Genomic DNA, 24,262 nt, shown 5'->3' with positions numbered 1-24,262 from the left:
TACCGAACCGCTCACGACTCCCTGAACGCAGAATGCGGGACGGGTGCCGCGATCCGGCACCCATCCCGCACTCTGTCGGGGGCGTGTCAGCCCAACGACCCGAGCGTCTTCAACCGCTCGTGGGCCTGCGTCATGATCGACTGGATCAGCTCGTCGCAGCTGGGCAGATCCTCGATCATGCCGACGACCTGACCCGAGGCGAGGACACCCGCGCGGGTGTCGCCCTCGACGAGACCGGCCTTCAGCAGCATCGGGGTGTTGCCGGCCATGATGACCTGCTGCCAGGTCCGTTCGCCCGACTTCTTCATCGTGCGACCGTCTTTGAGCATGGTCGTCCAACGCATGCCGGTCATCTGCTTGAACTCGTTGGCGTTTCGCGCCGCGGCGAACAGTGCCTTGACCGGGCTGCCGCTCTCGAGTGCCTCGACGAGCGGGGTGCGCAGCACGCGGTGGGGCATGCCGTCGACCTTCACCGAGACGACGGTGTCGTTCAGTCCGCGCTGCAGGTACTCCTGCTTGACCGAGTCGGGAACTGCGCTGTCGGACGTCAGCAGGAAGCGGGTTCCCATCGCGACGCCCTGGGCGCCGTAGGCGAGCGCCGCGGCCAGGCCGCGGCCGTCGAAGAAGCCGCCGGCTGCGACCACCGGCATGTCGATGTTCTTCGCTGCCAGCGCATCCAGCACCGAAGGCAGCAGCAGGGTGGTTGCGACCGGACCGGTGTGTCCGCCGCCCTCGCCGCCCTGCACGATGACGGCGTCGGCGCCCCACGAGGCGACCTTCACCGCATGCTTGGCCGCACCGATCGACGGGATCACGACGATCCCGTGGTCCTTGAGCTTCGCGATCAGCTCGGGCTTCGGGGCGAGCGCGAACGACGCGACCTTGACGCCCTCACGGATCAGTAGATCGATCCGCTCAGGAGCGTCGGTGGCATCGGCACGCATGTTGACGCCGAAGGGCTTGCTGGTCAGCGATTTCGTCTTGGCGATGGCCGCCTCGAGTTCGCCGTAGGTCATCGTCGCCGACGCCAGGATGCCGAGGCCGCCGGCGTTCGACGTCGCGGAGGTCAGCGATGGCCCGGACACCCAGCCCATGCCGGTCTGCACGATCGGGTACTCGATCCCGACGAGCTCGGTGAACGAGGTGGACAGACCGGCGGCCCTGGCCGCACTCATCGAACTTCCTTGTTGCGAACACCCTTGGGATCGAGCACGTCTCGGATGAGGCTCAGTTCCTCTGCGGTGGGTTGCCGCGTCTCCGGGGCGTCGGCGAGGCCTTCGATCTCGAAGCCGGTGTTCTCGGCGACCTCGTCGGCGGTGACCCCCGGATGCAGCGACAGCGCCCGCATCGTGTGATCCGCCCCGCCGAAGTCGAAGACGCCGAGGTTGGTGACCACCCGATGGATGTTGAGGTCGTCGAACGCGGGGTTGGCCGGGTCGACCTTGTCGAAACCGACGCCGGACACGATGTCGACCGACTCGCCGAAGACGCGGGCGGAGTGCCGTGCGACCCAGTAGCTGGTCGGATGGTTGATCGTGTTGCCGGGAGCCCCACGTACACCGAACATCTGGCGTGTCGGGTGCTGAAGCGGTCCGAACGCCGACAGGTTCTGATTGCCGTGACGGTCGATCTGGTTGGCGCCCATCACCACATGGCGACGACCCGACGCCACGACGTCGAACACCTTGCGGAACGGCATCCAACCCTCGATGGGGCCGGTCTTGCCGATCGGCGGGGTGTCGGCGAGGATCAGCGCCTCGCCGTCGGTGATCAGCAGGTCGGGCTCGGTCGTCAGACGTGCCAGGCGGGCGCCGAGCAGGGGGACGGGAGCCATCGGCGACGCCATGATCTCGCCAGCGCCGGCGAAGATGTCGGCGCACGAGATCACGCAGTACTCGGCCCTCGTGGCTTCGGCAGGGGCCTGGGTCTCGGCGGTGCTCATTGTCCGTCCTCCTTCTGCTCGTCCTGCCAGGCACTGACCTCGCGCTGGTAGGTCTCCTCGTCGACCTGGAGGAATCGGCGGGAGAACGTCTCCCACGTGTCGGGTTCCTTGGCACTGGCGACATAGAACTGCTGGAACTTCTCGTCGCGCCCGTACTCACCGGCAAAAGTGAAGTGAGCGCCGTTCGGTGTGTGCACCACCCGGTCGACGTTCATACGGTTCAGCAGAAGTCGCTGATGCGGAACGGTTTTCACCAGGACCTCGGTGGAGACGATCTGATCGGCCTCCAGGTAGCGGCGTTCGGCTGCCCCACAGTAGAGATCGTCGAAGTACGGGTCGACGCCGGTGTAGGCGGCGTTGCCGTGCGCGTCGGCCAGGTCGAGATGGACGAACGCGGCGTCGAGCTTCAATGCCGGCATCGCGACCAGCGTCTGGGTCCGCCCGTCGGCGTCCGGGTAGGGGGACTCGACGGTCTTGAGCTCGCCCTCCCAGAAGTTCAGGACATCGGAACCGAGCCCGGCCCGGATCGGGAGGAACGGCACACGGGCCGCGGCGGCCTCGAGGCCGCACTTGACCATGCCTTCGTCCATCTCACGCACCTCGATCTCGCCGTTGGTGCGCGCCTTGGCGAACCACGGGTCGTAGAAGGGGGCGGAATCCAGCGAGACGAAACCGTAGTAGGCACGGCGCACCTTGCCTGCGGCGCAGAGCAATCCGAGGTCGGGGCCGCCGTAGGTCACGACCGTGAGGTCCTTGACGTCCGAGCGGGCGATCGCGCGGACCAGTGCCATCGGCTTGCGGCGCGAACCCCAGCCGCCGATGCCGATGGTCATGCCGTCGCGGAGTTCCGCGACGACGTCATCGAGAGTGCTTGTCTTGTCGGTCGGCATCTCAGGCGTGTCCTCCGTTGTGAGAAGCGTTCGAGGTGAGTGGCTTTCCGGTCGAGACGAACGCGTCGCGATGCTCGTCGGCGACGCCGGCCAGGTTCAGCTCGAAGGTGAAGCCCTGTTCGAGGCGGTAGCTGGCCTTCACGTCGACCGGGTCGATGTGGTTGATGGCCTCCTTGGCCGCCCGGATGACCCGGGTGTCCTTGGCCGCGATGGCCTCGGCGACCTCGAGCGCGGCGTCGAGGAGCTCTTCGCGGGGCACGACGCGGTACACCGAACCGAAGTGCTCGAGCTGCTGGGCCGTCACGTTCTTCGCGGTGAAGTAGAGGGTGCGCATCATGTGTTGCGGCACCAGGCGCGCGAGATGTGTTGCTGCACCGAGTGCTCCGCGATCGACCTCCGGAAGGCCGAAGACCGCGTCGTCGGAGGCCACGATGACGTCGGCGTTGCCGACCAGGCCGATACCGCCGCCGACGCAGAAGCCGTTGACCGCGACGATCACCGGGACCGCACAGTCGTAGACGGCACCGAAGGCCGCCGCGCATCCGCGGTTGGCGCCGATCAGGGCGTCGAAGCCCTCGGTGGCCTGCATCTCCTTGATGTCGACGCCGGCGTTGAAGCCGCGTCCTTCGGCGCGCAACACCACGACATGCGTGGCCGGGTCGACGCCGGCTGCGGTGACCGCATCGGCGAGTTCGAACCACGCGGCCGATGGCAGCGCGTTGACCGGCGGGTAGTCGACCGTGATGGTCACGATGCCGGATTCGGTACGTGTCGTGGTGATCGGCACGCGTGCTCCTCTCGTGGCTGCGGTGTCAGCCTCGTGGGCTGCGCAAGCATTGAACCAAGCAAGTGCTTGGTTGTTTGGTAGGGTAGCACCCATGCAGACGCAGTCACAGGTCGAGCTGGGCCTGGTCGGGAAGGTTGTCCTGGTCACCGGTGGTGCACGAGGGGTCGGCGCGGGTATCACCCGGGTGCTGTCGGCGCTCGGCGCCCGGCCGGTGATCTGCGGTAGGAACGCGGACAACCTCGCCGACGACCTCCGCGACATCGACTTCTTCTCCTGCGACGTCCGCGACGCCGCCGCCGTCGAGACGATGATCGACGACATCGTCGGCCGCGCCGGCCGCATCGACGGGGTGGTCAACAACGCCGGTGGATCGCCCTTCGCGCTGGCCGCCGACGCCTCGGTCCGTTTCGCGAGCAAGATCGTCGACCTCAACCTCCTGGCGCCCCTCGCTGTGGCCAAGGCCGCGAACGCGGTCATGCAGTCGCAGCCGGACGGCGGCGCGATCGTCAATGTCTCGAGCGTCAGCGGGCACCGGCCGTCGCCGGGCACTTCGGCCTACGGTGCGGCGAAGGCCGGCCTCGACAACCTGATGACCTCGCTGGCCGTCGAATGGGCCCCGAAGGTGCGGGTCAACTCGGTCGTCGCCGGTCCCGTCGAGACCGAACAGTCGCACCTCCATTACGGAGATGACGCCGGGGTGGCGGCCGTCGGCGCCACCATTCCGCTCGGCCGGATGGCGACACCCGTCGACGTCGGGAACGCCGTCGCCTTCCTGCTCTCGCCGCTGGCCGGTTACATCAGCGGTTCGACGCTCACCGTGCACGGCGGTGGCGAGAAGCCGGCCTTCCTCGACGCCGCGACCGCCGGCAATGCCGTCTGATCCACCCGATCCACAAGTCTTTGCAGTTCAGAAAGGAAACACCTTGAGTAGCAAGCTGAATGAGGGCCGCGTCGTCATCGTGACCGGCGCCGGACAGGGTATCGGACGAGCCCACGCTCTCGCCTTCGCCGCCGACGGCGCCAAGGTCGTGGTCAACGACTATGCGGAGAACCTCGCTACCGAGGTCGTCGACGAGATCACCACGGCCGGTGGCGAGGCCGTCGCATCGGTGGGCGACGTGGCCGACTGGCAGAGCGGCGAGGCCATGGTGGCCACCGCTGTCGACACGTTCGGTCGGCTCGACGTTCTCGTCAACAACGCCGGTTTCGTCCGTGACCGCATGCTCGTGTCGCTCTCGGAAGACGAGTGGGACGCCGTCGTCCGCGTGCACCTCAAGGGGCACTTCGTCGGCCTGCGGCACGCCGCGGCCTACTGGCGTGCGGAGGCCAAGGCGGGACGCACCCCGCAGGCACGGATCATCAACACCAGTTCCGGTGCCGGACTGTACGGTTCGATCGGTCAAGGCAATTACGTCGCCGCGAAGGCGGGCATCTCCGCGCTCACCATCCAGGCGGCTGCCGAACTCGGCGGCTACGGCATCACCGTCAACGCGATCGCGCCGGCTGCCCGTACCGCGATGACCATGGGTGCCGGCGATGCGATGGCCGCACAGATGGCAGCTCCCGCCGACGGCTCGTTCGACGTGATGGACCCGGCGAACATCTCGCCGCTCGTGGTGTGGCTCGGCTCGCCCGAGTCGGCGTCGGTGAACGGTCGGGTCTTCGAGATCGAGGGCGGCAAGATCTCGGTGACCGACGGCTGGCAGCGAAGCGTCGAGCGGGACAAGGGATCTCGCTGGGAGGCCGCCGAGCTCGGTCCGGTGGTCGAGGAGATCCTGGCGAAGGCGCCGGTCCCCATGCCGGTCTACGGCGCGCGGTGACCTCGGCAGACAGAGATCAGCAGCGGGTCGCGGCGGCCCGGGCGTATGTCGACGCCCTGGTCAGCCACGACCCGTCGGCGGTGTCGTTGCATCCCGACTGCACCCGCGTCGAATTCGGCGTGCGGACCGGACGCAACGGACCGCACATCGCCCGCAGCCTCGCGAACGGTCCGCAGTTCCGCCTGATCCACCGGATCTCGGACTTCGCCGCGCAGGTCGACGGGCACAGCGTCACCACCCGGTACGTGGTGCACGTCCGGCCGCGGGCCCTGCGCCTCGGTGCTCCGGTGTCGGAGACCTTCGTCGTCGACGAGGAGAACCGGATCCGGGCGATTGTCGCGAGGTTCGGGCTGCCCCGGCCTCAATCCGTCTGAGCTGCAAGCAAAAAACGACCGAACCCACCACCCCGTGCGGGATGGTGGGTTCGTCGTCTGCGCTGGGACTAGGCGCCGGGTGCGCGCACGACCATCGGCACTCCGGGGAAGTACGCCGCCATCTCCGAGCGCGACTTGCGCAGGGCGGCGGTGCCGTAGCCGGATTTGCGGTACTGCGGGTGAATCCAGATGCGCAGGTCGACCTCGCCGTTCTTGAGCTCGCCGAAGACGAAACCCACCTTGGAGTCTCCCTCGACGGCAACGAGCCAGACGGCCTCCTCGGCGTCGACGCGGTCGGTGGCGGCGCTGATCTCGGCGGCTACGTCACCGGCCGGCGCACCCGAACCGTCGCCCGCGGTGCCGAGTTCGTCGGTGCGGGCCGCGAACAGTTCGGCGTCGGCCTGCGGGTCGAACGGACGCAGGTCGAGGGTGTCGCCGCTGCTGGCGGGACGCTCGGCCAGGGTGAAGGTGAGGGCGCTGTTGAGGTCGTCGAGCTCGGCCTGGTTCTTGCGGCGCTCGTCCTTGGTCAGCTGGTTCAGCTTCATGTCCAGGATCGCCTTGGCGCCCAGCTGCGACTTGCCGAGGAGCTCCGCGATGGCGGTGACGGCCTCGTCGTGATTCTCCGCGTCGACGATGGCGTCGAGGACCTCGTGTCGACGCTCCAGCGCGGTGAGCAGGGCGTCAGCGATGTCGCGGCGAGTGGTGGCCTGGTCAAGATCAGTCATGCTTCGATCCTAGGACACCCCCGGTGGGTCCGGGGGCCGGCCTCGCGGCTTCCTCACGCGCATCCGGCGCGTCAAGCTAGAACGTGTTCTACAGGCAATAACCGCCATTTTGGTGGTCCTTCTTTCCTGAAGCTGTAACACGTCCTAGTCTTGTGGCATGACGAACGAGGGTACGACGACCGCACCGACCGACTTCGATCACCTTCGCGGGGGTACGCACATGGGCGACCTGATGGTCGCCGCGCTCAAGCGCCACGCCGATCGCACGGTGCTGTCCCTGGGTGACACGGAGATGACTGGTGGCGAGATGGCCGCCGCGATCAGCCGCTACATCCAGGCCTTCGAGGGGTTGGGCGCGGGTACCGGCACCGCGGTCGGTCTGCTGGCGCTGAACCGCCCCGAGGTGCTCTTCGTCATCGGCGCCGGCCAGACACAGGGATGGCGGCGAACCGCGCTGCACCCGCTCGGATCGCTCGACGACCACGCCTACGTCCTCGCCGACGCCGGCGTCTCGACCCTCATCATCGATCCCGTGCCGATGTTCGTCGAACGCGCGGCCGCCCTGCTCGAACGCGTCCCCGGCCTGAAGCAGGTGCTGACCCTCGGTCCGGTGCCGGAACAGTTGTCGGCGCAGGCCCGTGACGTCATCGCCGAGGCGGAGAACTTCGAACCGAAGCCGCTCGTCGCCGCGCATCTGTCGCCCGACCACGTTGTCTCGATCACCTACACCGGTGGCACCACCGGAAAACCAAAGGGCGTCATCGGAACCGCGCGTGCGATGGCGACGATGACCCAGATCCAGCTCGCCGAGTGGGAGTGGCCGGAACACCCGCGGTTCCTGCTCTGCACGCCGCTGTCGCATGCGGGTGCGGCCTTCTTCATCCCGACCCTCATGAAGGGCGGGTCGATGGTGGTGCTGTCGAAGTTCGACCCGGCCGAGGTCCTCAAGACCATCGAGGAGCAGAAGATCACGGCGACGATGCTCGTGCCGTCGATGCTGTATGCGCTGATGGATCACCCGGACTCGCGGACGCGCGATCTCTCGTCGCTGGAAACCGTGTATTACGGTGCGTCGCCGATCAATCCGGTGCGTCTCGCCGAGGCGATCGAACGGTTCGGTCCGATCTTCGCCCAGTACTACGGACAGTCCGAGGCGCCGATGGTGATCAGCTACCTCGCCAAGGACGATCACCCGGGACCGGGGGAGGATCAGCGTCGCCTGAGCAGCTGCGGCCGGCCGTCGGCGTTCCTGCGCACGGCACTGCTCGGTCCCGACGACAAGCCCGTCCCCCAGGGCGAACCGGGCGAGATCTGTGTCGCCGGACCGCTTCTCGCCGGCGGTTACCTCGGTCTCCCAGAGCAGACGGCTGAGACCTTCCGCGACGGCTGGCTGCGCACCGGCGACGTCGCGCGGGAAGACGAGGACGGCTTCTGGTTCATCGTCGACCGCACCAAGGACATGATCGTCACCGGTGGATTCAACGTCTTCCCCCGCGAGGTCGAGGACGTCGTGGCCGAGCATCCGGCCGTCGGCCAGGTCGGCGTCATCGGTGTGCCGGATGAGAAGTGGGGTGAGGCGGTCACGGCGATCGTCGTGCTGCGTGCCGACGCGGACGCCGACGACGCTGCGAAGGAACGCATCACCGCCGAGATCCAGCAGACGGTCAAGGACCGCAAGGGTGCGGTGCAGTCTCCGAAGCGGGTCATCTTCGCCGACTCGTTGCCGCTGACCGCTCTGGGCAAGCCGGACAAGAAGGCGCTGCGGTCGCAGTATTGGGCCGACTCCGAACGCGGGGTCGGCTGACACCAGTCGTCGCTGAAAACCGCCGCTGAAAACCGCCCCTGAAAACCGCCCCTGAGAAGCGCACCTGGGAACCGCCCCCGAGAACCGCCCTCAGCAGCCGGGCCGTCGACATAGTGTCGTCGGACCGTCTGTAGAGGGTCGTTCTCAGGGGCGTTTTTCAGTGTTGGACAGGGCTGTTCGCGCCCGGTCGGACAGCGCTTCCCGGACCCACCCAGGTTCTTCAACGACGATGTCGTGGTCGAACAAAGTTGTCCACAGCGCGCGAACGGCGTGTCGGTGGTCGGCGAACCGGAGTTCGACGCGCCGTCGGGTTCCGCTGTCTGTCAGGGGCTTGGAGAATGCCGCGATCGACCGGATCTGCTCGACGGCATCGGCGGCGCACTCGATGACCACGTCGACCGGGTCGAAGGAAGACCGGAACGCTGCGCGTCGACGCTCCCAGATCTCGTTCAGATCCACGGCCTCGTCGCGCACCGCCGGCTCGTCGAGGACCTCGACCCCGCTCATCCGGGACAACCGGTACATGCGTTCATCCGTCCGGTCGTGCGGCCCGACACCGTGTGCGACGAGGTACCACGTGTCGCCGGCGATGATGAGTCCGACCGGATCGAGGATCCGCTCGCGTGCCTCGTCGGCGCCACGCGGGCGGTAGCGGGTGCGTATTCGTCTGCCCGCGAAGACCGCGAACTGCACCGGGTCGAGGGCGTCGAGATCCTCCGGCGCACGGACAAACCCCTCCGGGCGGACCAGAACCCGTTGAGCGGCTCGAACTGCGGTACCCCGGTAGGCCTCGGGCAGTGCCGCGGTGACCTTGCGCATCGCGCTGGCGAAGGCGGGGGAGTCGAGCCGGCCCGTTCCGGCCAGCAGCGACGTGGCCTCTTCGACGGTCAGTCCCGTGAGGTCGGTGCGATAACCCGGTACGAGCGAGAAGCCTCCGTGCCTGCCGCGCTCGGCGTACACCGGGACCCCGGACAGCGAGAGGGCCTCGATGTCGCGCAGCACGGTCCGCTCCGACACCTCGAGTTCGGCGGCGATCGTCGACGCGGTCACCCGATCGTGCTTCTTGAGCAGCATGAGGACCGCGATGAGGCGTTCGGCGCGCATGCCGAGAATCTTCTCTCACAAACATGACAGAAGGTGTCAGGTTTCCGGGTTTGACTGGTCTTATCAGTCATCGAGAGAGGAAAGACCATGAACGCACCGACCACCCCGCCGGATCCCCGCCCGGCCTTCGCAGCCGCCACCACCTGGGTCACCGGACTGCTCTCCGCGGTGACCGCCGAGCAGCTGGACGCGCCGACGCCGTGCGACGAGTTCGACGTCGGCACGCTGGGGGCTCATCTGCTTGCCACGGCACAACGAGCGGCCGCGCTACCCGAGGGGGTCGACGTACGCACCATGCCGTTCATCGCCGACCGTTTCGACGCGGAGGAGTACGCGGCAGTCGCGGCGCGGGCGATCGACCTCTGGTCCGATGACGCCATGCTCGCCAGGATGGTCCAGGTGCCGTGGGGTGAGGTGCCCGGCGCCGGCGCGCTGTGGGGTTACGTCAACGAAGCTCTCGTGCACGGATGGGATCTAGCGGTCGCGACCGGGCAACCGTCGGAAGCGGTGCCGGAAGCCGCCACCGCGACACTCGCCATCGTCCGTAGGTTCATCCGGTCCGAGATCCGCCAGGACCCGAACGTGCCCTTCGGCGTCGTCATCGAACCCCGCCCGGGCGCGGGACCCGTCGAGACCCTGGCGAACTGGTCTGGGCGCGAGTCCGCTGCATGGCTGCCCGCTGCGACTCGATGAACGCGACGCACCTTCTTGCTCTCTGAGGTGCGAAAGCGCCGTCGCCCCTTTGCTCCCTGAGGTGCGAGCGCAGCGAGCCACGAAGGGCCGGCGAACTATCTCGCCGGGCCTTCGTGGCTCGTCGCTTACGCTCCCTGCGCCTCAGGCAGCGGGGGGCGGTGTCGCTTCGCTCCTCGCGCCTCAGGCAGCGGGAGTGGTGTCGCTTTCGCTCCTCGCGCCTCAGGCGGCGGGAGTGGTGTCGCTTTCGCTCCTCGCGCCTCAGGCGGCGGGAGTGTGTCCCGTTCGTCGGATCAGGAAGCGGGACGGGGCTCGCAGATGACGACCGGGATCGTCCGGTCTGTCCATGCGACGTAGGTGTCGAAGTCTGCGTAGACGTCGACCAGTTCCGGCCACACCTCGGCGCGTTCGGTCTCGTTCGCGGTGCGCGCGACGAGGTCGAACGTCTCCTTGCCGAGCTGGATGGTGACGTCGGGGTTGTCGCGCAGGTTGAGGTACCAGGCAGGGTGTTTCGCCGAACCGCCCTGCGACGCGACGACGACGAACTGGTCGCCGCGACGGAGGTAGACGAGCGGCACCGTCCGGGGTTCACCCGACTTGCGTCCGATGGTGGTGAGCAGGAGCACCGGCGCGGGCTTTTTCAGTCCCGCGCCGACGCGCCAGGTGCCACCGATCCGGCCGCCGGTCGCCTTGTACAGGCGGGTGTTGATCCGTGAGCCGACCTTGATGAGGGTGCCGACGATCGGCGAATCGAGTTGTGCGGGCTTCTTGTCCGGGTCGAGGAGAGGCATCTCAGATGCGCTCGAGGATGGTGCCGGTGGCCATCGCGCCGCCCGCGCACATCGTGACGAGAGCGGTCTGACCGTCGCGACGCTCCAGCTCGTGCAGTGCGGTCGTGATGAGGCGGGAACCGGTGCTGCCCACGGGGTGTCCAAGGGCGATGGCGCCGCCGTTGACGTTGACGCGATCCATGTCGGCGTTGTGGACCTGGGCCCAGCTGAGCACGACCGAGGCGAAGGCCTCGTTGATCTCGACGATGTCGATGTCGGACAACGACATCCCCGACTTCGCCAGGACACGTTCGGTCGCCTGGACCGGGCCGTCGAGGTGGAAGTGGGGTTCGGAGCCGACGAGCGCCTGCGCCTTGATGCGGGCGCGCGGGGTCAGTCCGAGGGCGCGGGCCCTGGCCTCGTCCATGATCAGCACAGCAGCGGCGCCGTCGGAGATCTGCGACGACGTGCCGGCGGTGTGGATGCCGCCCTCGAGGACGGGCTTGAGTGCCGCCAGGGATTCGAGGGTGGTCTCACGCAGACCCTGGTCGCGGCTGACATCGATGATGTTGCCGGTGAGCTCGCCCTCCTTGGTCCGCTCGGGTGCCTTGAACGAGAGGATCTCGCGGTCGAACCGGCCCTCGTCCCAGGCCTGGCGGGCGAGGCGCTGGCTGCGCTCACCGAGTCCGTCGACGTCGGCGCGGGTGATCCCGCGACGCTTCGCGATGCGCTCGGCCGCCTCGAACTGGTTCGGCAGGTCCACGTTCCACGAATCGGCGTGGTACGGGCCGGCGCTGGTGCCGACGTTCGCGCCGAGCGGCACGGTGGTCATCGTCTCCACGCCGCAGGCGATGCCGACCTCGATGGCGTCCGAGGCGATGAGCCCGGCGATGAGGTGATTGGCCTGCTGGGCCGAGCCGCACTGGGCGTCGATCGTCGTGGCGCCGGTGTGCTCGGGGAGTCCGGCCGACAGCCAGGCCTTCCGGGAGACGTTGCCCGCCTGCGAGCCGGCCTGCGTGACGCAGCCGCCGATGACCTGCTCTACGAGTGCCGGGTCGATACCGGCCTTCTCGATGAGTCCACGCTGCGTGATGCCCAGCAACTCCTCTGCATGGAGGCCTGACAACCACCCGGCGCGCTTGCCGATCGGCGTGCGTACTGCTTCCACGATGACCGGAACGCCCATTTCCACTCCTTCGTTCACCCGGCGGAACCAGTTCCGTCGTCTGCGGGTAGACGGCGCTTCGACGGAGGTGTCGAGGCCGTGCATTCAAGCTAGAACATGTTCTATCTTTGCGTCCATGGGCAGTCTTCGAAGCCTGGTCGCCGCCACGTCTGGCTGCGATCCGACGCCGGTCTGACGCCCGCTGGAACGTGGTGGATGTTACTTGTTCCGAGAGCGAAGTCCCCAGGTGGGGCTGTATACCGCGGCCCAAAACTAGAACAAGTTCTCATCGGGGGCTGTCGCGTGTGTCACAATGTGGTCTAATGAGATTGAAACAGGTTCTAAATCTCCAGCGAGGTGGTGTGACGTGACCCAGGCCCAGAGTGCCCCGATCGGCAGTGAGCCGACCACGGCGGATTCTGCGCGCACGAGCCCTTCCGACGTCGTCGCGAAGTGCCCGTTCATGGAGCAGGAGGGTTGGGACTTCACCAACCCGGATCTGCTCGAGCAGGGAATCCCAGTGGAGGAGTTCGCGCAGCTCCGCAAGACCGCGCCGGTCTGGTGGAACGCCCAGGCGCCCGGTAAGGGTGGTGGTTTCCACGACGGCGGGTACTGGGTGATCTCCAAGCACGCCCACATCCGCGAGATCTCCAAGAACAACGATGACTGGGAGACCAACGCCAACGGCGTGATCATGCGCTTCGAGGACGACATGACCTCGGAGCAGATCGAGATCACCAAGGCGCTGCTGATCAACCACGATCCGCCGGAGCACACCCGTCTGCGCAAGCTGGTCTCCAAGCTGTTCACCCCTCGTGCGGTGCATTCGCTCGAGGAGAAGCTCGACGACGCCGCTCGCGAGATCGTTTCGCGCGCAGCGCAGAAGGGTTCCGGCGACTTCGTCAAGGACGTCGCCGTCGACCTGCCGCTGCTGGCCATCGCCGACCTCCTCGGTGTCCCCCAGGAGGACCGCGAGAAGCTGTTCGACTGGTCGAACTCGATGATGAACGCCGATGATCCGGACTACACGACGGATCCGCAGCAGGCCAACGCCGAGATCCTCGGCTACGGCTACCAGATGGCCGAGGAGAAGCGCCGCAACCCGGGTGATGACATCGTCACCAAGCTGGTGAACGCAGACATCGACGGACAGTCGCTCGATGAGACCGAGTTCGGCTTCTTCTTCATCCTGCTGACCGTCGCGGGCAACGAGACCACGCGTAACGCCATCAGCCACGGCATGAACGCCTTTCTCGATCATCCCGATCAGTGGGAGCTGTTCAAGAAGGAGCGGCCGGCGACCGCGGTCGACGAGATCGTCCGCTGGGCCACCCCGGTCAACGCCTTCCAGCGAACCGCCAAGCGCGACACGCAGATCGGCGGCGTCGACATCAAGAAGGGTGAGCGCGTCGGCCTGTTCTACGGCTCGGCCAACTACGACGAAGAGGTGTTCGAGGATCCGTTCTCGTTCAACATCCTCCGCGATCCGAACCCGCACGTCGGTTTCGGTGGCAACGGTGCGCACTTCTGCGTCGGCGCCAATCTCGCGCGTATGGAGATCAACCTGATGTTCAACGCGCTGGCCGACCTCGTCCCCGACATCACCAAGCTCGACGCACCGCGTCGTCTCCGCCACGGGTGGATCAACGGTGTCAAGGAACTCCGCGTCGACTACGGGACGAAGTGACCGCAGCTGAAGAGGCGCCCGCCTACCTGAACATCGACCGCGAGAACCATCCAGCGGTCGTGGCGGGGCGTCGTTCCCGAGAGTTCGTGGAGTCTCGCGACAAGCAGGCGTGGATCGACAACTTCGCGCCGGACGCGATCGTCCAGGATCCGGTGGGCCCCTCGATGTTCGACCCGGAGGGTGTCGGATTCCGGGGGTACGACCGCATCTCGGAGTTCTGGGACAAGTCGATCGCGGCGACCGAGAGCATCGAGTTTCGCTTCGACGAGGAGATCATCTGCGGGAACGAGGTCGCCTACATCGGCAGCATCGTCACCCACATCGCAGGTCACGTCTCCGAGGCGCGCGGCGTGTTCACCTATCACGCCGACTCCGAGGGCCGCCTCTCGGCGCTCCGGGCCTACTGGGAGGTCGAGAAGACGATCAACTCGGTGCGCAAGGCCTGACCTCGCGCAACGATCCGCCGCGGGCGGGACCGGTGACCACGTCACCTGTCCCGCCCGCGGTTTTTTCGTCCGATCCGTCGTTACAGCCGGCGGGGAGAGGCGGAAGATGAGTCGAGGGATCGTCGACACGAAAGGTGTGAGAACTCGGAGTCTGGCGCGATCGACCAGTTCGACGCGGTGTACCGCGAACACGTTGCGGGGGTCTGGCGCTACGTGCGTACCCGCGTGCCCGCAGACCCCGACGCCGACGACGTGACCGCGGAGGTGTTCGCGAAGGCGATCCGTTCGCGAGACGGCTTCGACGACCGGCGCGGCACGATCGGCGCATGGCTCATCGGGATTGCCCGGCACGTCGTCGCGGACTGGTGGGCACGCAACGCTCGAGAGGTCCCCGTGGCCGAGGTGGACGTCGACACCGACCGTCCGGCGGCCGCGGAGGATCCGGAGACGGCGATGCTGCGGGAGGCAGAAGCTGACGACGTCCGCAGCAGATTGTGGGTGCTCACCGCCAGGGAGCGTGAGGCGGTCACGCTTCGGTTTGCCACCGAGCTGACCTCCGAGGAGATCGGAGCGGCGATGGGGATCTCGGCGACCGCCGCCCGGATGTTGGTCTACCGGGGCGTGGCGAAGCTGAGGGAGGTGATGCCGCGGTGACGCCGCAGGAACCGTACGAGGACGAGGCGGCCTTCGATCCGGTCGAGGTCGCGGCCGCCGAGCGTCTCGACGAGGAGATCGCCGCCGTTCTGTCCGGTTCCGTCCGACCGGGATCGGCGGACTCCGACCTGGTCGCGATGGCGGGCGCGTTCCGGCGCGGGCCGTCGGTATCGACGTATGCCGCCGTGGAACGACGGGTGGCCGAGGCGAGACCGCGAAGAAGTCGATGGCGGTGGTCGCCGGCCCAGGTGGCCGCGGCGGTGCTCGGCACAGTGCTGGTCGTCCACGGGGTCGTCAACATGGTTGCCGGTGAATGGATCTCGACGTCGCTCGGTGAACCGCACAATCAGCACGCGATGATCGACGGGGGTCTCGCGTTCATCGCCATCGGTGCCGCGATCGCGGTGGCGTCGACGCGGCGGCGCTGGTTGCCGGTGGCGGTCATCGTCGGGGTGCCGCTCGGGTTGATCATGGGTGGTCGCGGCGTGCACGAGATCGGGGTGTTCGCGTGGGGCGCCGTGGCGCACGGGGCGGCGGGGCTGGCGGCGATCGTTCTGTTGGTCACATACTCGGTCGCGTGGCGTTACAGCCGCAGGCGAGGACGGGAAGAACCGGTATGAGATCACTACATCGAGTCCGGAACCACATGCGCGCGTTCGGGCAGGCGAAACGTCATCGCACCGACCTCGTCCGGCAGCTCGGGCGCCGTCCCTTGCTCGCCGGGGCGACCGTCGGGGTGGAGGGCGCGCTGTTGCTGTCCAACAAGGTGGACCCGAAACTCAAAGAGCTCGCCGAACTCAAGGCCGCCGGGATGGTGAGCTGCGAGTTCTGTCTCGACATCGGGTCGGCGCTGGCTGTGAGTTCCGGTGTCACCGAACAGCAGATGCGCGACCTGCCGCGGTATCAGACGTCGTCGGCCTACAGCGAGGTCGAGAAACTCGTCATCGCCTACGCGGAGGCGATGACCATGACCCCGGCGGTGGGTGACGACCTGGCGGACCTGCGTCAACGCCTCGGTGAGCACCTCACGGAGACGCAGATCGTCGAACTCGCGATGACCGTCGCCTGGGAGAACCAGCGGGCGCGACTCAACCAGTCGCTGGGCGTCCGCCCGACCGGGATGTCCGACGGCGCGGCCTGCGCTCTGCCCGAACGGGTTTCGTAGCATTCACGCGCATATGGCGCGCATGAATGCTACGAAACGCCGGTCAGTGGAGCGGCTTGTCGGCTCCGACGAGCCACATCGAGAAGTACTGTGAGCCACCGCCGTAGGCATGACCCAGGGCCTTGCGGGCTCCGTCGACCTGGTGGTCTCCGGCCTTGCCCATGACCTGGATCGCGGCTTCGGCGAAGCGGATCATGCCCGACGCGCCGATCGGATTCGACGACAGCACGCCGCCCGAGGCGTTGAGCGGGATGCGACCACCGATCTCGGTGTCGCCCGACTCGGTCAGCTTCCAGCCCTGGCCTTCGGCGGCGAACCCGAGGTTCTCCAGCCACATCGGTTCGAACCACGAGAACGGCACGTAGATCTCGGCGACGTCGATCTCGTCGAGCGGGTTGCTGATGCCACCCGCCTTCCACAGGGCGGCAGCAGCGTCGCGGCCGGCCTGCGGGCTCACCACGTTGCGGTGTGCGAAGGACAGCGGCTCGGTGCGCATCGCGGTGGCGTGAATCCAGGCGACCGGATTGCCGGCGGCGACCGCGTCGTCGGCGACCTGTTCGTCACCGATGACGACCGCACACGCGCCGTCCGACGACGGGCACGTCTCGTCGTAACGGATGGGGTCCCAGAGCATCTGCGAGCTCATGACCTTCTCGACACTCTGATCTGGCTGGTGCAGGTGCGCCAGCGGATTGAGTGCACCGTTGCGTCGGTCCTTTGCCGCGACCATCGCGCCGATGTGCTCGGGTGCGCCCGACTGGCGGATGTAGGAGCGCACGTGCGGGGCGAAGAAGCCGCCCGCGCCGGCGCCGACCGGCTTGGTGAACGGCACCGGGATCGACAGCGCCCACATCGCATTGGACTCGGACTGCTTCTCCCAGGCGACGGCGAGCACACGCTTGTGGACGCCCGCGAAGACGAGCGATGCGGCGACATTCGCCGTCGATCCGCCGACCGAGCCGGCGGTGTGCACGCGGATCAGACGCTTGCCCACCGCGCCGATGGCCTCGGCCATGGCGAGCTCGGGCATCATCGACCCCTCGAAGAGGTCGGGTGCCTTGCCGATGACGATCGCGTCGATGTCGTCGAGAGAGACCTTGGAGTCGATCAGTGCCGCGTCGATGGCCTCACGGACCATCCCGGCCATCGTGACGTCGGAACGCTTGGCGACATAACGGGTCTGGCCGGTACCGAGGACCGCCGCACGGTTCTTGTGTCCCATCAGTTCCCGCCTCCGGAGTTGTTCTGGGCGCTCAGGGTGACCACCATGTTCTGCTGCAGCAGCGGTCCGCTCGTCGCATGGGCGACGGCGGTTCCCGCGTTGCCGCTGAGGATTTCGTGCGCTGCGTAGCCGATGCGCTGCAGGCCGGCCGAGAACAGCGAGTTGCCGGCGAGCGCGCCGCCGGACGGGTTGATCCGCACCGAATCCGGGAGACCGAGGGCGTTGCGCACGATGATCTCCTGGTGGGAGTACGGCGCGTGGATCTCGGCGACGTCGACGGCGCGGTTCGCGTCGCCGAACGCGGTGTCGCCGGCGAGCTTCGTCGACGGCGAGACGGTGAGGTCCCGAGAACCGAAGTTCGGTGTGTCGATGCGATGGTCCCAACCGGTGACGAACGCCGGATTGGCGACCAGCTCACGGGCTTTGCGCTCACTCGCGATGACGACCGCGGCGGCCGCGTCGGTGTAGGGCGCGATGTCGTGGCGACGCAGCGGATTCGCGATGTAGTCACCCGCCAGCAGATCGTCGACCGATCCGCCGGAGGTGCGGGCGCCGACGGCAGCCATGTCGGCCTCGGTCCAGGTGCCGGCGTCGATGCCGGCACGTGCCTGCAGCGCGGCCAGCGACCGGGCGTCGGGGTGCAGCGGCGCGACCGTGTAGGGGTCGGTCTGCAGCGCGAGGGTCTGGTCGGTGTTGCCCGCGGACGCCTTGCCGAAGCCGTAGGCGAGCGCCAGGTCGACCTCGCCGGTGGCGATCTTGACCCAGGCCTCGTACAGCGCCCAGGCGCCGTCCATCTCGACGTGGGACTCGTTGATCGGCGGCATCGCACCGATCGAGTCGATCGCGGAGATGAACGAGAATGCACGTCCGGCAAGGTAATCCGACGATCCGCTGCACCAGAACTCGATGTCGGTCCGGTTGATGCCGAGCTCGGCGTAGAGCTTGTCGAAGCAGGGGATGAGCATCTCGACACCGTTGGTGGTGCCGTGGGTTCCCTCCACGTTGGGGCTGTGGGCGAACCCGATGATCGCGATGGGTGGCAGTGTCATCAGAGGTGGTCCTTGTAGGTCTCGTACTCGGCGTCGGGTTCACCGGTGGGGGCGAAGTGGCTGATGTTGCCGATCGAGTGCTCCCACTCGTCCTCGGGCAGCCAGACGGCCTTGACGCGCATACCCATTCGGACGTCGGCGGCCTCACAATCCAGGATGAGGTGCAGGAAGGGGATGTCGGCGCCGTCGAGAAGCACGTACGCCGCGACGTACGGCGGTTTGATCCGCTGACCCTGGAACGGCACGTTGACGATGCAGAATGTCGTCACGATGCCGGTGTGCGCGAGTTCGACTCGTTCGACGGCCGGCGACCCGTCGGCGGGGCTCACCCCGCGGGGCGGGAAGTAGACGCGGCCCTCGTCGACGCCCGAACCGATCCGGGTGCCGATGAGCTTGCCTGCCTTCAGTCCTTCGAGGTAGACCGACTCCTCCTCGTTGGCCGAGTGCGTGATCTCGGTGGTGATGGGAGTCGGGATGACGACGAGGCCGGTGTCGGCGCCCTTCGGTGCCTCGGCGGTGTTCTCCGGTGCGGCGTCGCCACTTTCGCCCGGTGCGAAGTAGGCGATGTCGTCGATACGGCCGATGCGTGCCGCGGAGAATACCGCGTGCACGCGCTGACCGGTCGAGATGTCCGACGGGGAGTCGACCGAAACCGCATGCAGCAGTGCGGTGTCCGCGCCGTCGAGTTTGATCAGCGCCCACGCGAACGGCTTGTCGAGCGGTTGACCCGGCACCGGGTCGTCGTGCCAGGTCCAGCTGGTGACGGTGCCGACAGTCGAGACCTCCACGATCTCCGTCGACTGCTGTCCGGTGACGGGATCGAATTCGACCGGCGGCACGGACACTTTGCCGTCACTGCCCTTCGACCCCACGATCCGGCCGTCGCGCAGTGCGAGCGCGAACTGGCTCAGCACCGGGCCCAGCGACCGGGTGTAGTCGAAGGAGTTGATCAGGGGAGCGGTCAGGATCGGGGACTTCGGCTCGGGCACCGTGGCAACGGGACTGGCGATGGGGTTGCCGGCGGCGGGAGACGTTACGCTCATGCTCACAACTTGAGTAGAACACGTTCTAGTATTGGACACAAGATGCATGTCAGGCCGTGAGAATCTGCACGGTCCGGTGAGAGGGGAGTGCGAGTGAAGCTCGGTCTGCAACTCGGTTATTGGGGTGCCGATCCGATCCCGAACGCGCCGGAGTTGATCGCGGTCGCGGAGGAATGCGGGTTCGACGCGGTGTTCACCGCGGAGTCCTGGGGGTCGGACGCGTACACGCCGTTGGCGTGGTGGGGCGCGGCGACATCGCGCATCCGGCTCGGTACGGCGGTGGCCCAGTTGTCGGCGCGTCCGCCGACATCGCTGGCCATGCATGCGCTGACCTTGGATCACCTCTCGAACGGCCGGCACATCGTCGGCCTCGGTGTATCCGGGCCTCAGGTGGTGGAGGGGTGGTACGGCGAACCGTTCGGAAAACCGTTGGCGCGCACCCGCGAATACGTCCAGGTGGTCCGCGACGTGCTCGCCCGCGCCGACAAGGTGACCAACGACGGGCCGCACTATCCGCTGCCGTATCCCGCCGACGCGCCCGGCGCCACCGGACTCGGCAAGCCACTCAAGCCGATCACCCATCCGCTCCGCGCCGACCTCCCGATCTGGCTCGGCGCCGAAGGTCCGAAGAATGTCGCGCAGACCGCCGAGATCGCCGACGGCTGGCTCGCCATCTTCTTCAGCCTCGGACTCGCCGACCAGTACAACTCCTGGCTCGACGAGGGTTTCGCCCGTCCGGGCGCCCGACGCAGTCGTGAGGACTTCGAGGTCGCCGCCACCGTGCAGGTCGTCATCACCGACGACGTGGCGTCGGCGATCGAACGGTACAGGCCGTCGACGGCGCTGTACGTCGGCGGAATGGGCGCCAAGGAGAAGAACTTTCACGCCGAGCTCTACAAGCGGATGGGCTACGGCGACGCAGTCGACGAGATCGTCAGCCTGTTCCTCAGCGGCAAGAAAGCCGAGGCGATGGCCGCCGTTCCCGACGAGATGGTCCGCGAGACGATGCTCGTCGGCACCGCCGACGAAGTCCGTGCACAGATCAAGGAGTGGGAGGCCGCGGGCGTCACGATGCTGATGGTCACCGCCCGCGACACCGACACGATCCGGCAGCTGGCGACGCTGGTGTAGCACTCGCTGCTCCCTTGGGCGTGGGACCTTTCCGCTCCCTGAGGTGCGGGCGACGGGTCCCTCCGCTCCCTGAGGTGCGGGCGACGGGTCCCCTCCGCTCCCTGAGGTGCGAGCGCAGCGAGCCACGAAGGGTTGGTGAGGTCACCGCACCAGGCCTTCGTGGCTCGTCACTTGCGCTCCTCGCACCTCAGGCAGCGGACCTGGGTGGGTCGCGCTCCTCGCACCTCAGGCAGCAGGGGGGCGTTACTCGTCGAGGCTGTCCATGATCTCCGCGAGCGTCTCGTCGGCAAGCGGGAACGGTTGGTAGATGGCGACATCCGTGGCGATGTCGTGCGAGCGTGCACGGATCGTGGCGGCCACGTCGCGGGGGCTGCCGTGGGCGGCGATGAGTTCGAGGAGTTCGTCGTCGACGAGTCCGACCATCTCGGCCCAGCGACCCTGCTTCGACAGCAGGTTGAGTTCGGTCTGCAGGTCGCCGTAGCCGTGCATCTCGAGGACCGGACGGTAGGCGGGCGTCGAGCCGTAGAACGACAACAGTCGCCTGGCCGCGCCGACCGAGGTCTCGAACTCCTCCTCAGTACGACCGGTGGCCACGATGATCTCCGGCACCACCGAGAAGTCCTCGCGACGGCGCCCCGACGTCGACAGTCCGGCGTCGACGCGCGGCAGGATCGATTCGCGGACGAACCGGTCGGTGGTGAACGGCATGACCAGCAGACCGTCGGCATGTTCGGCGACGGCGTGGGTCAACCGCGGTCCGAGGGCCCCGACGAAGATCGGCGGTACCCCGTGCGGGTTCGGTCCCGGGTTGAACATCGGCGTCATGAGCCGATGTCGGTAGAACTCGCCGTCGAATTCGAGGCGCGTGCCGTTTTGCCAGCAGTCGAAGATCGCGCGCAGTGCGGAGACGAACTCGACCATCCGGTCGACCGGACGCTCGAACGGCACCCCGAACCGCTTCTCGATCTGCGGGCGGATCTGGGTGCCGAGGCCGAGCGTGAACCGGCCGCCGCTGAGCAGCTGGAGATCGTTGGCCTGGTGGGCGACGGTGATCGGATTGCGCGGGAACGCGATCGCGACGTTGGTCATCAGCGCGACGTCGTCGACGCCGGCCGCACCGAACAGCGGACTGAAGACATCGTGCGGGCCGTCGAAGGTGAATACGCCGTCGATCCCGACGTCCCGGAGGGCCCGGGTGCGTTCGACCGCCTGCTGCGGGCCGAAGAGTGCGGTGTGGATTCTCACCGGGGGTCGGTGGCCCTCACTCGCCGGTGAACTCCGGTGTGCGCTTCTCGGCGAACGCACGGGGCCCGACCTTGGCGTCCTTCGACTTGAAGACCGAGACGCCGATCTTCGCGTCGAGCTCGAAGGCGTCGAGTTCATGCAGACCCTCGGTGTCACGGATGGTCTTGAGGATGCCCTGAACGGCGAGCGGGCCGTTGGCGGCGATCTTCTCGGCCAGCTCGAGCGCCTTGTCGAGGGCCTTGCCGTCCTCGACGACGTGGCCGATGAGGCCGTACTCGAGGGCCTCACGTGCGGTGACGTGGCGGCCGGTCAGCAGGATGTCGCAGGCGACGGTGTAAGGAATCTGACGGACGAGGCGGACCGCACTGCCACCCATCGGGTAGAGACCCCAACGTGCTTCGGAGACACCGAACTTCGCGCTCTCGCCGGCGATACGGATGTCGGTGCCCTGCAGGATCTCGGTACCGCCGGCGATGGCCGGGCCCTCGACCGCGGCGATCAGCGGCTTGGTCAGACGACGGCCCTTCAGCAGCGCCGGTAGCGACGCCGGGTTCCAGGCGCCGGAGTCGACGGTGTCGCCGGGGGCCTGCTTGTTCATGCTCTTGAGGTCGGCGCCGGCGCAGAAGTATCCGCCCGCGCCGGTGAGGATCGCGACCCGGATGTCGGGGTCGGAATCGACTTGATCCCAGGCCTCGGTCATGATCCGCATCATCTCGGTGGAGAGCGCGTTACGCGCCTCCGGACGGTTCATCGTGACGATGAGAATGTGTCCGCGCTTCTCGACGAGGCACTCGGGAGCCTTGTCGGTGACGGACTCGGTGGGGGTGGCTGTGGTCATCGCTGTCTCCCGGTCATATTCCGCACTTGCCCAGAACGATAACACGTTCTAATTTTGGAGCCATGGCCTATACGATCGCCGATCTCATCGAGCATGCCGTCGACCTGGTTCCCGAGCGCGTCGCGCTGGAATCCGGCGACCGCAGCCGGACATATGCGGAGCTCGAGGCGCGATCCAACGCGCTCGCCCACAAGCTCCGCGAGCTGGGTGTGCAGCCCGGCGACCGGGTGGGTCTGTACAGCAGAAACACCATCGAGTCGGTCGAGGCGATGATCGCGATCTTCAAGGCCCGGGCGGTCATGGTGAACGTGAACTACCGCTACGTCGAGGCCGAACTCGAGCACATCTTCACCGACTCCGGGATGAAGGTCCTGATCCACGAGCGCCGCTACTCGTCGCGCGTGTGCAACACGTTACCGAAATCGCCCTCCATCGAGTCCCGCATCGCCATCGAGGACGGGACGTCGGAGGACCTGTGCTGCGACGTGCACGGCGAGGCGATCCGCTATGAGGACGCCATTGCCGAGTCGTCGTCGGAACGCGACTTCGAGGAGCGGTCGAACGACGACCTGTACATGCTCTACACCGGCGGCACCACCGGGAAACCGAAGGGGGTCGTCTGGCGCCAGGAGGACGTGTGGCGCGTCCTTGGTGGTGGAATCGACTGGTACACCAGCGAACCCATCCCCGACGAGTGGCACCTCGCGAAGACCGGCGCCGAAGGTGGCCAGCTGGTCCGGTACCCGATCCCGCCGTTCATCCACGGCGGCTCGCAGTGGGCGATCTTCCAGTCGCTGTTCGCGGGCGGAAAAGCCGTGGTGTACCCCGAGTTCAGCGGATCGTCGGCCTGGGAGATCGTCGAACGCCACAAGGTCAACGTCGTGTTCATCACCGGAGATGCCATGGGTCGCCCCATGGTCGAGGCTCTCGGGCAGGGCAAGGAGTACGACCTGTCGAGTGTCGTGTCCATCGCCTCGTCCGCGTGTCTGTTCTCGCCGAGCGTGAAAGAGCAGTTCCTAGAACGATTCCCGAACGCGGTGATCGTCGACGCGATCGGCTCGTCGGAAACCGGCTTCGGTGGTCTGGGCATCGTCGCGAAGGGCACGCCGCACACCGGCGGCCCGCGCGTGAACGCCGACAGCGAGACCCACGTCCTCCGCGAGGACGGCACGCCGGTGGAACCGGGCAGCGGCGAGGTCGGGGTGTTGGCACGGTCCGGCCATGTGCCCCTGCGCTATCACAACGACCCGGAGAAGTCGGCGAAGACGTTCAAGGTCTTCAACGGCGTGCGTTACTCGCTGCCGGGCGACAACGCCGTGCTCGAGGCCGACGGCAGCATCACGATGCTCGGCCGCGGCTCGGTGTCGATCAACACCGGTGGCGAGAAGGTCTTCCCGGAGGAGGTCGAGGGCGCGCTCAAGGCGCATCCCGACGTTTTCGACACCGTCGTGGTCGGTGTGGCCGACGACCGCTGGGGTCAGCGCGTCGCCGCGGTGATCGCCGCCCGCGACGGAGCCCGACCCACCCTGGAGAGTCTCAACGACGTCGTCCGCAAGGAACTGGCCGGCTACAAGTGCCCGCGCAGTGTCTGGTTCGTCGACGAGATCAAGCGTTCGCCCGCTGGAAAACCCGATTACCGCTGGGGGGCGTCGGTCACCGCCGATCGACCCGCCGACGAAGCGCTGTAGAGCCAAAGGTGACAGAGGCGCTG

The 24,262-nt window shown here is 67.3% G+C and carries 25 protein-coding genes; 12 read left to right on the top strand and 13 right to left on the bottom strand.

The features are described from left to right. Nucleotides 1-86: 86 nt before the first annotated feature. From GONAM_RS07980 to echA20, 4 genes are read right to left on the bottom strand one after another with little or no spacing between them, the layout of a single operon-like run. Entirely contained in the window at nt 87-1,175 is a 1,089-nt protein-coding gene (locus GONAM_RS07980) for an NAD(P)H-dependent flavin oxidoreductase (protein WP_006866248.1), read from the bottom strand. After that, nucleotides 1,172-1,942 carry a CoA-transferase subunit beta gene (locus GONAM_RS07975; protein WP_006866247.1) on the bottom strand — a complete coding sequence of 257 codons (771 nt, stop codon included), beginning with the start codon at nt 1,940-1,942 and terminating at the stop codon, nt 1,172-1,174. Before GONAM_RS07975 ends, GONAM_RS07980 begins: the two co-directional genes overlap by 4 nt. Continuing rightward, nucleotides 1,939-2,832 (bottom strand): CoA transferase subunit A, encoded by an 894-nt coding sequence (locus tag GONAM_RS07970; RefSeq protein WP_006866246.1) that lies wholly within the window; start codon nt 2,830-2,832, stop codon nt 1,939-1,941. Before GONAM_RS07970 ends, GONAM_RS07975 begins: the two co-directional genes overlap by 4 nt. A gap of 1 nt (nt 2,833) precedes the next feature. Continuing rightward, nucleotides 2,834-3,619: a (7aS)-7a-methyl-1,5-dioxo-2,3,5,6,7,7a-hexahydro-1H-indene-carboxyl-CoA hydrolase gene (gene echA20, locus GONAM_RS07965; RefSeq protein ID WP_006866245.1), complete on the bottom strand. Its 786-nt coding sequence runs from the start codon at nt 3,617-3,619 to the stop codon at nt 2,834-2,836. 91 nt (nt 3,620-3,710) lie between these two features. Here echA20 and GONAM_RS07960 point away from each other — a divergent pair, with 91 nt between their 5' ends. Genes GONAM_RS07960 through GONAM_RS07950 form a run of 3 tightly spaced genes read left to right on the top strand, consistent with a single transcriptional unit; the run spans nt 3,711 to nt 5,813 of the window. After that, nucleotides 3,711-4,499 carry an SDR family oxidoreductase gene (locus GONAM_RS07960; RefSeq protein WP_006866244.1) on the top strand — a complete coding sequence of 263 codons (789 nt, stop codon included), beginning with the start codon at nt 3,711-3,713 and terminating at the stop codon, nt 4,497-4,499. A 43-nt stretch (nt 4,500-4,542) separates the two neighbouring features. Continuing rightward, entirely contained in the window at nt 4,543-5,439 is an 897-nt protein-coding gene (locus GONAM_RS07955) for an SDR family oxidoreductase (RefSeq protein ID WP_006866243.1), read from the top strand. Next, nucleotides 5,436-5,813, top strand: a complete 378-nt coding sequence (locus GONAM_RS07950; protein WP_006866242.1) for a DUF8021 domain-containing protein — start codon at nt 5,436-5,438, stop codon at nt 5,811-5,813. The genes GONAM_RS07955 and GONAM_RS07950 overlap by 4 nt, the downstream gene beginning before the upstream one ends. Before the next feature lie 68 nt (nt 5,814-5,881). On the opposite strand, the gene GONAM_RS07945 is transcribed toward GONAM_RS07950, so the two are convergent. Next, nucleotides 5,882-6,538: a GNAT family N-acetyltransferase gene (locus tag GONAM_RS07945; RefSeq protein ID WP_006866241.1), complete on the bottom strand. Its 657-nt coding sequence runs from the start codon at nt 6,536-6,538 to the stop codon at nt 5,882-5,884. Between the two features lie 157 nt (nt 6,539-6,695). Between GONAM_RS07945 and fadD8 the strand changes: the two genes are divergently transcribed. Next, nucleotides 6,696-8,342, top strand: a complete 1,647-nt coding sequence (gene fadD8, locus GONAM_RS07940; RefSeq protein ID WP_040535727.1) for a fatty-acid--CoA ligase FadD8 — start codon at nt 6,696-6,698, stop codon at nt 8,340-8,342. A gap of 144 nt (nt 8,343-8,486) precedes the next feature. Here fadD8 and GONAM_RS07935 read toward each other — a convergent pair whose 3' ends face one another. Further along, nucleotides 8,487-9,446 (bottom strand): helix-turn-helix transcriptional regulator, encoded by a 960-nt coding sequence (locus GONAM_RS07935; RefSeq protein WP_006866239.1) that lies wholly within the window; start codon nt 9,444-9,446, stop codon nt 8,487-8,489. 87 nt (nt 9,447-9,533) lie between these two features. Here GONAM_RS07935 and GONAM_RS07930 point away from each other — a divergent pair, with 87 nt between their 5' ends. Then, complete coding sequence (locus tag GONAM_RS07930; protein ID WP_006866238.1) at nt 9,534-10,139, top strand: TIGR03086 family metal-binding protein; 606 nt, start codon at nt 9,534-9,536, stop codon at nt 10,137-10,139. Nucleotides 10,140-10,429: 290 nt separating this feature from the next. Here GONAM_RS07930 and GONAM_RS07925 read toward each other — a convergent pair whose 3' ends face one another. Together GONAM_RS07925 and GONAM_RS07920 are read right to left on the bottom strand one after the other, a co-directional pair. Continuing rightward, entirely contained in the window at nt 10,430-10,927 is a 498-nt protein-coding gene (locus tag GONAM_RS07925) for a nitroreductase family deazaflavin-dependent oxidoreductase (RefSeq protein WP_006866237.1), read from the bottom strand. Nucleotide 10,928: 1 nt separating this feature from the next. Beyond that, nucleotides 10,929-12,092: a steroid 3-ketoacyl-CoA thiolase gene (locus tag GONAM_RS07920; RefSeq protein WP_006866236.1), complete on the bottom strand. Its 1,164-nt coding sequence runs from the start codon at nt 12,090-12,092 to the stop codon at nt 10,929-10,931. A gap of 346 nt (nt 12,093-12,438) precedes the next feature. Between GONAM_RS07920 and GONAM_RS07915 the strand changes: the two genes are divergently transcribed. The 5 genes from GONAM_RS07915 to GONAM_RS07895 all read left to right on the top strand — a co-directional run bounded on the left by GONAM_RS07915 (nt 12,439) and on the right by GONAM_RS07895 (nt 16,023). Beyond that, nucleotides 12,439-13,758, top strand: coding sequence for a cytochrome P450 (locus GONAM_RS07915; RefSeq protein WP_006866235.1), 1,320 nt, complete (start codon nt 12,439-12,441; stop codon nt 13,756-13,758). Then, the gene (locus tag GONAM_RS07910; protein ID WP_005197741.1) at nt 13,755-14,204 is read left to right on the top strand and encodes a nuclear transport factor 2 family protein; all 450 of its coding nucleotides are present in this window, start codon (nt 13,755-13,757) and stop codon (nt 14,202-14,204) included. Before GONAM_RS07915 ends, GONAM_RS07910 begins: the two co-directional genes overlap by 4 nt. 177 nt (nt 14,205-14,381) lie before the next feature. After that, a complete protein-coding gene (locus GONAM_RS07905; protein WP_006866234.1) occupies nt 14,382-14,858 on the top strand; it encodes an RNA polymerase sigma factor in 477 nt (158 codons plus the stop codon). After that, entirely contained in the window at nt 14,855-15,478 is a 624-nt protein-coding gene (locus GONAM_RS07900) for a hypothetical protein (protein WP_006866233.1), read from the top strand. Before GONAM_RS07905 ends, GONAM_RS07900 begins: the two co-directional genes overlap by 4 nt. After that, nucleotides 15,475-16,023, top strand: coding sequence for a carboxymuconolactone decarboxylase family protein (locus GONAM_RS07895; RefSeq protein WP_040535723.1), 549 nt, complete (start codon nt 15,475-15,477; stop codon nt 16,021-16,023). The genes GONAM_RS07900 and GONAM_RS07895 overlap by 4 nt, the downstream gene beginning before the upstream one ends. Nucleotides 16,024-16,066: 43 nt before the next feature. On the opposite strand, the gene GONAM_RS07890 is transcribed toward GONAM_RS07895, so the two are convergent. Genes GONAM_RS07890 through GONAM_RS07880 form a run of 3 tightly spaced genes read right to left on the bottom strand, consistent with a single transcriptional unit; the run spans nt 16,067 to nt 19,337 of the window. Further along, on the bottom strand, nt 16,067-17,245 hold the full coding sequence (locus GONAM_RS07890) for a thiolase family protein (RefSeq protein ID WP_006866231.1): 1,179 nt from the start codon (nt 17,243-17,245) through the stop codon (nt 16,067-16,069). After that, complete coding sequence (locus GONAM_RS07885; RefSeq protein ID WP_006866230.1) at nt 17,245-18,294, bottom strand: thiolase family protein; 1,050 nt, start codon at nt 18,292-18,294, stop codon at nt 17,245-17,247. Before GONAM_RS07885 ends, GONAM_RS07890 begins: the two co-directional genes overlap by 1 nt. Beyond that, nucleotides 18,294-19,337 (bottom strand): Zn-ribbon domain-containing OB-fold protein, encoded by a 1,044-nt coding sequence (locus GONAM_RS07880; RefSeq protein ID WP_006866229.1) that lies wholly within the window; start codon nt 19,335-19,337, stop codon nt 18,294-18,296. Before GONAM_RS07880 ends, GONAM_RS07885 begins: the two co-directional genes overlap by 1 nt. A gap of 93 nt (nt 19,338-19,430) precedes the next feature. Here GONAM_RS07880 and GONAM_RS07875 point away from each other — a divergent pair, with 93 nt between their 5' ends. Then, entirely contained in the window at nt 19,431-20,468 is a 1,038-nt protein-coding gene (locus GONAM_RS07875; protein WP_006866228.1) for an LLM class F420-dependent oxidoreductase, read from the top strand. Nucleotides 20,469-20,711: 243 nt separating this feature from the next. On the opposite strand, the gene GONAM_RS07870 is transcribed toward GONAM_RS07875, so the two are convergent. Together GONAM_RS07870 and GONAM_RS07865 are read right to left on the bottom strand one after the other, a co-directional pair. Continuing rightward, nucleotides 20,712-21,713: a TIGR03617 family F420-dependent LLM class oxidoreductase gene (locus GONAM_RS07870; protein ID WP_006866227.1), complete on the bottom strand. Its 1,002-nt coding sequence runs from the start codon at nt 21,711-21,713 to the stop codon at nt 20,712-20,714. A gap of 16 nt (nt 21,714-21,729) precedes the next feature. Next, nucleotides 21,730-22,551, bottom strand: a complete 822-nt coding sequence (locus GONAM_RS07865) for a crotonase/enoyl-CoA hydratase family protein (RefSeq protein ID WP_006866226.1) — start codon at nt 22,549-22,551, stop codon at nt 21,730-21,732. A gap of 62 nt (nt 22,552-22,613) precedes the next feature. Between GONAM_RS07865 and GONAM_RS07860 the strand changes: the two genes are divergently transcribed. Next, nucleotides 22,614-24,239, top strand: coding sequence for an acyl-CoA synthetase (locus tag GONAM_RS07860; protein WP_006866225.1), 1,626 nt, complete (start codon nt 22,614-22,616; stop codon nt 24,237-24,239). The last annotated feature ends 23 nt before the right edge of the window (nt 24,240-24,262 follow it).

It is taken from the genome of Gordonia namibiensis NBRC 108229 (assembly GCF_000298235.1).
GTDB classification, from domain to species: domain Bacteria; phylum Actinomycetota; class Actinomycetes; order Mycobacteriales; family Mycobacteriaceae; genus Gordonia; species Gordonia namibiensis.
This window is presented reverse-complemented; position numbering and strand designations above follow the sequence as displayed.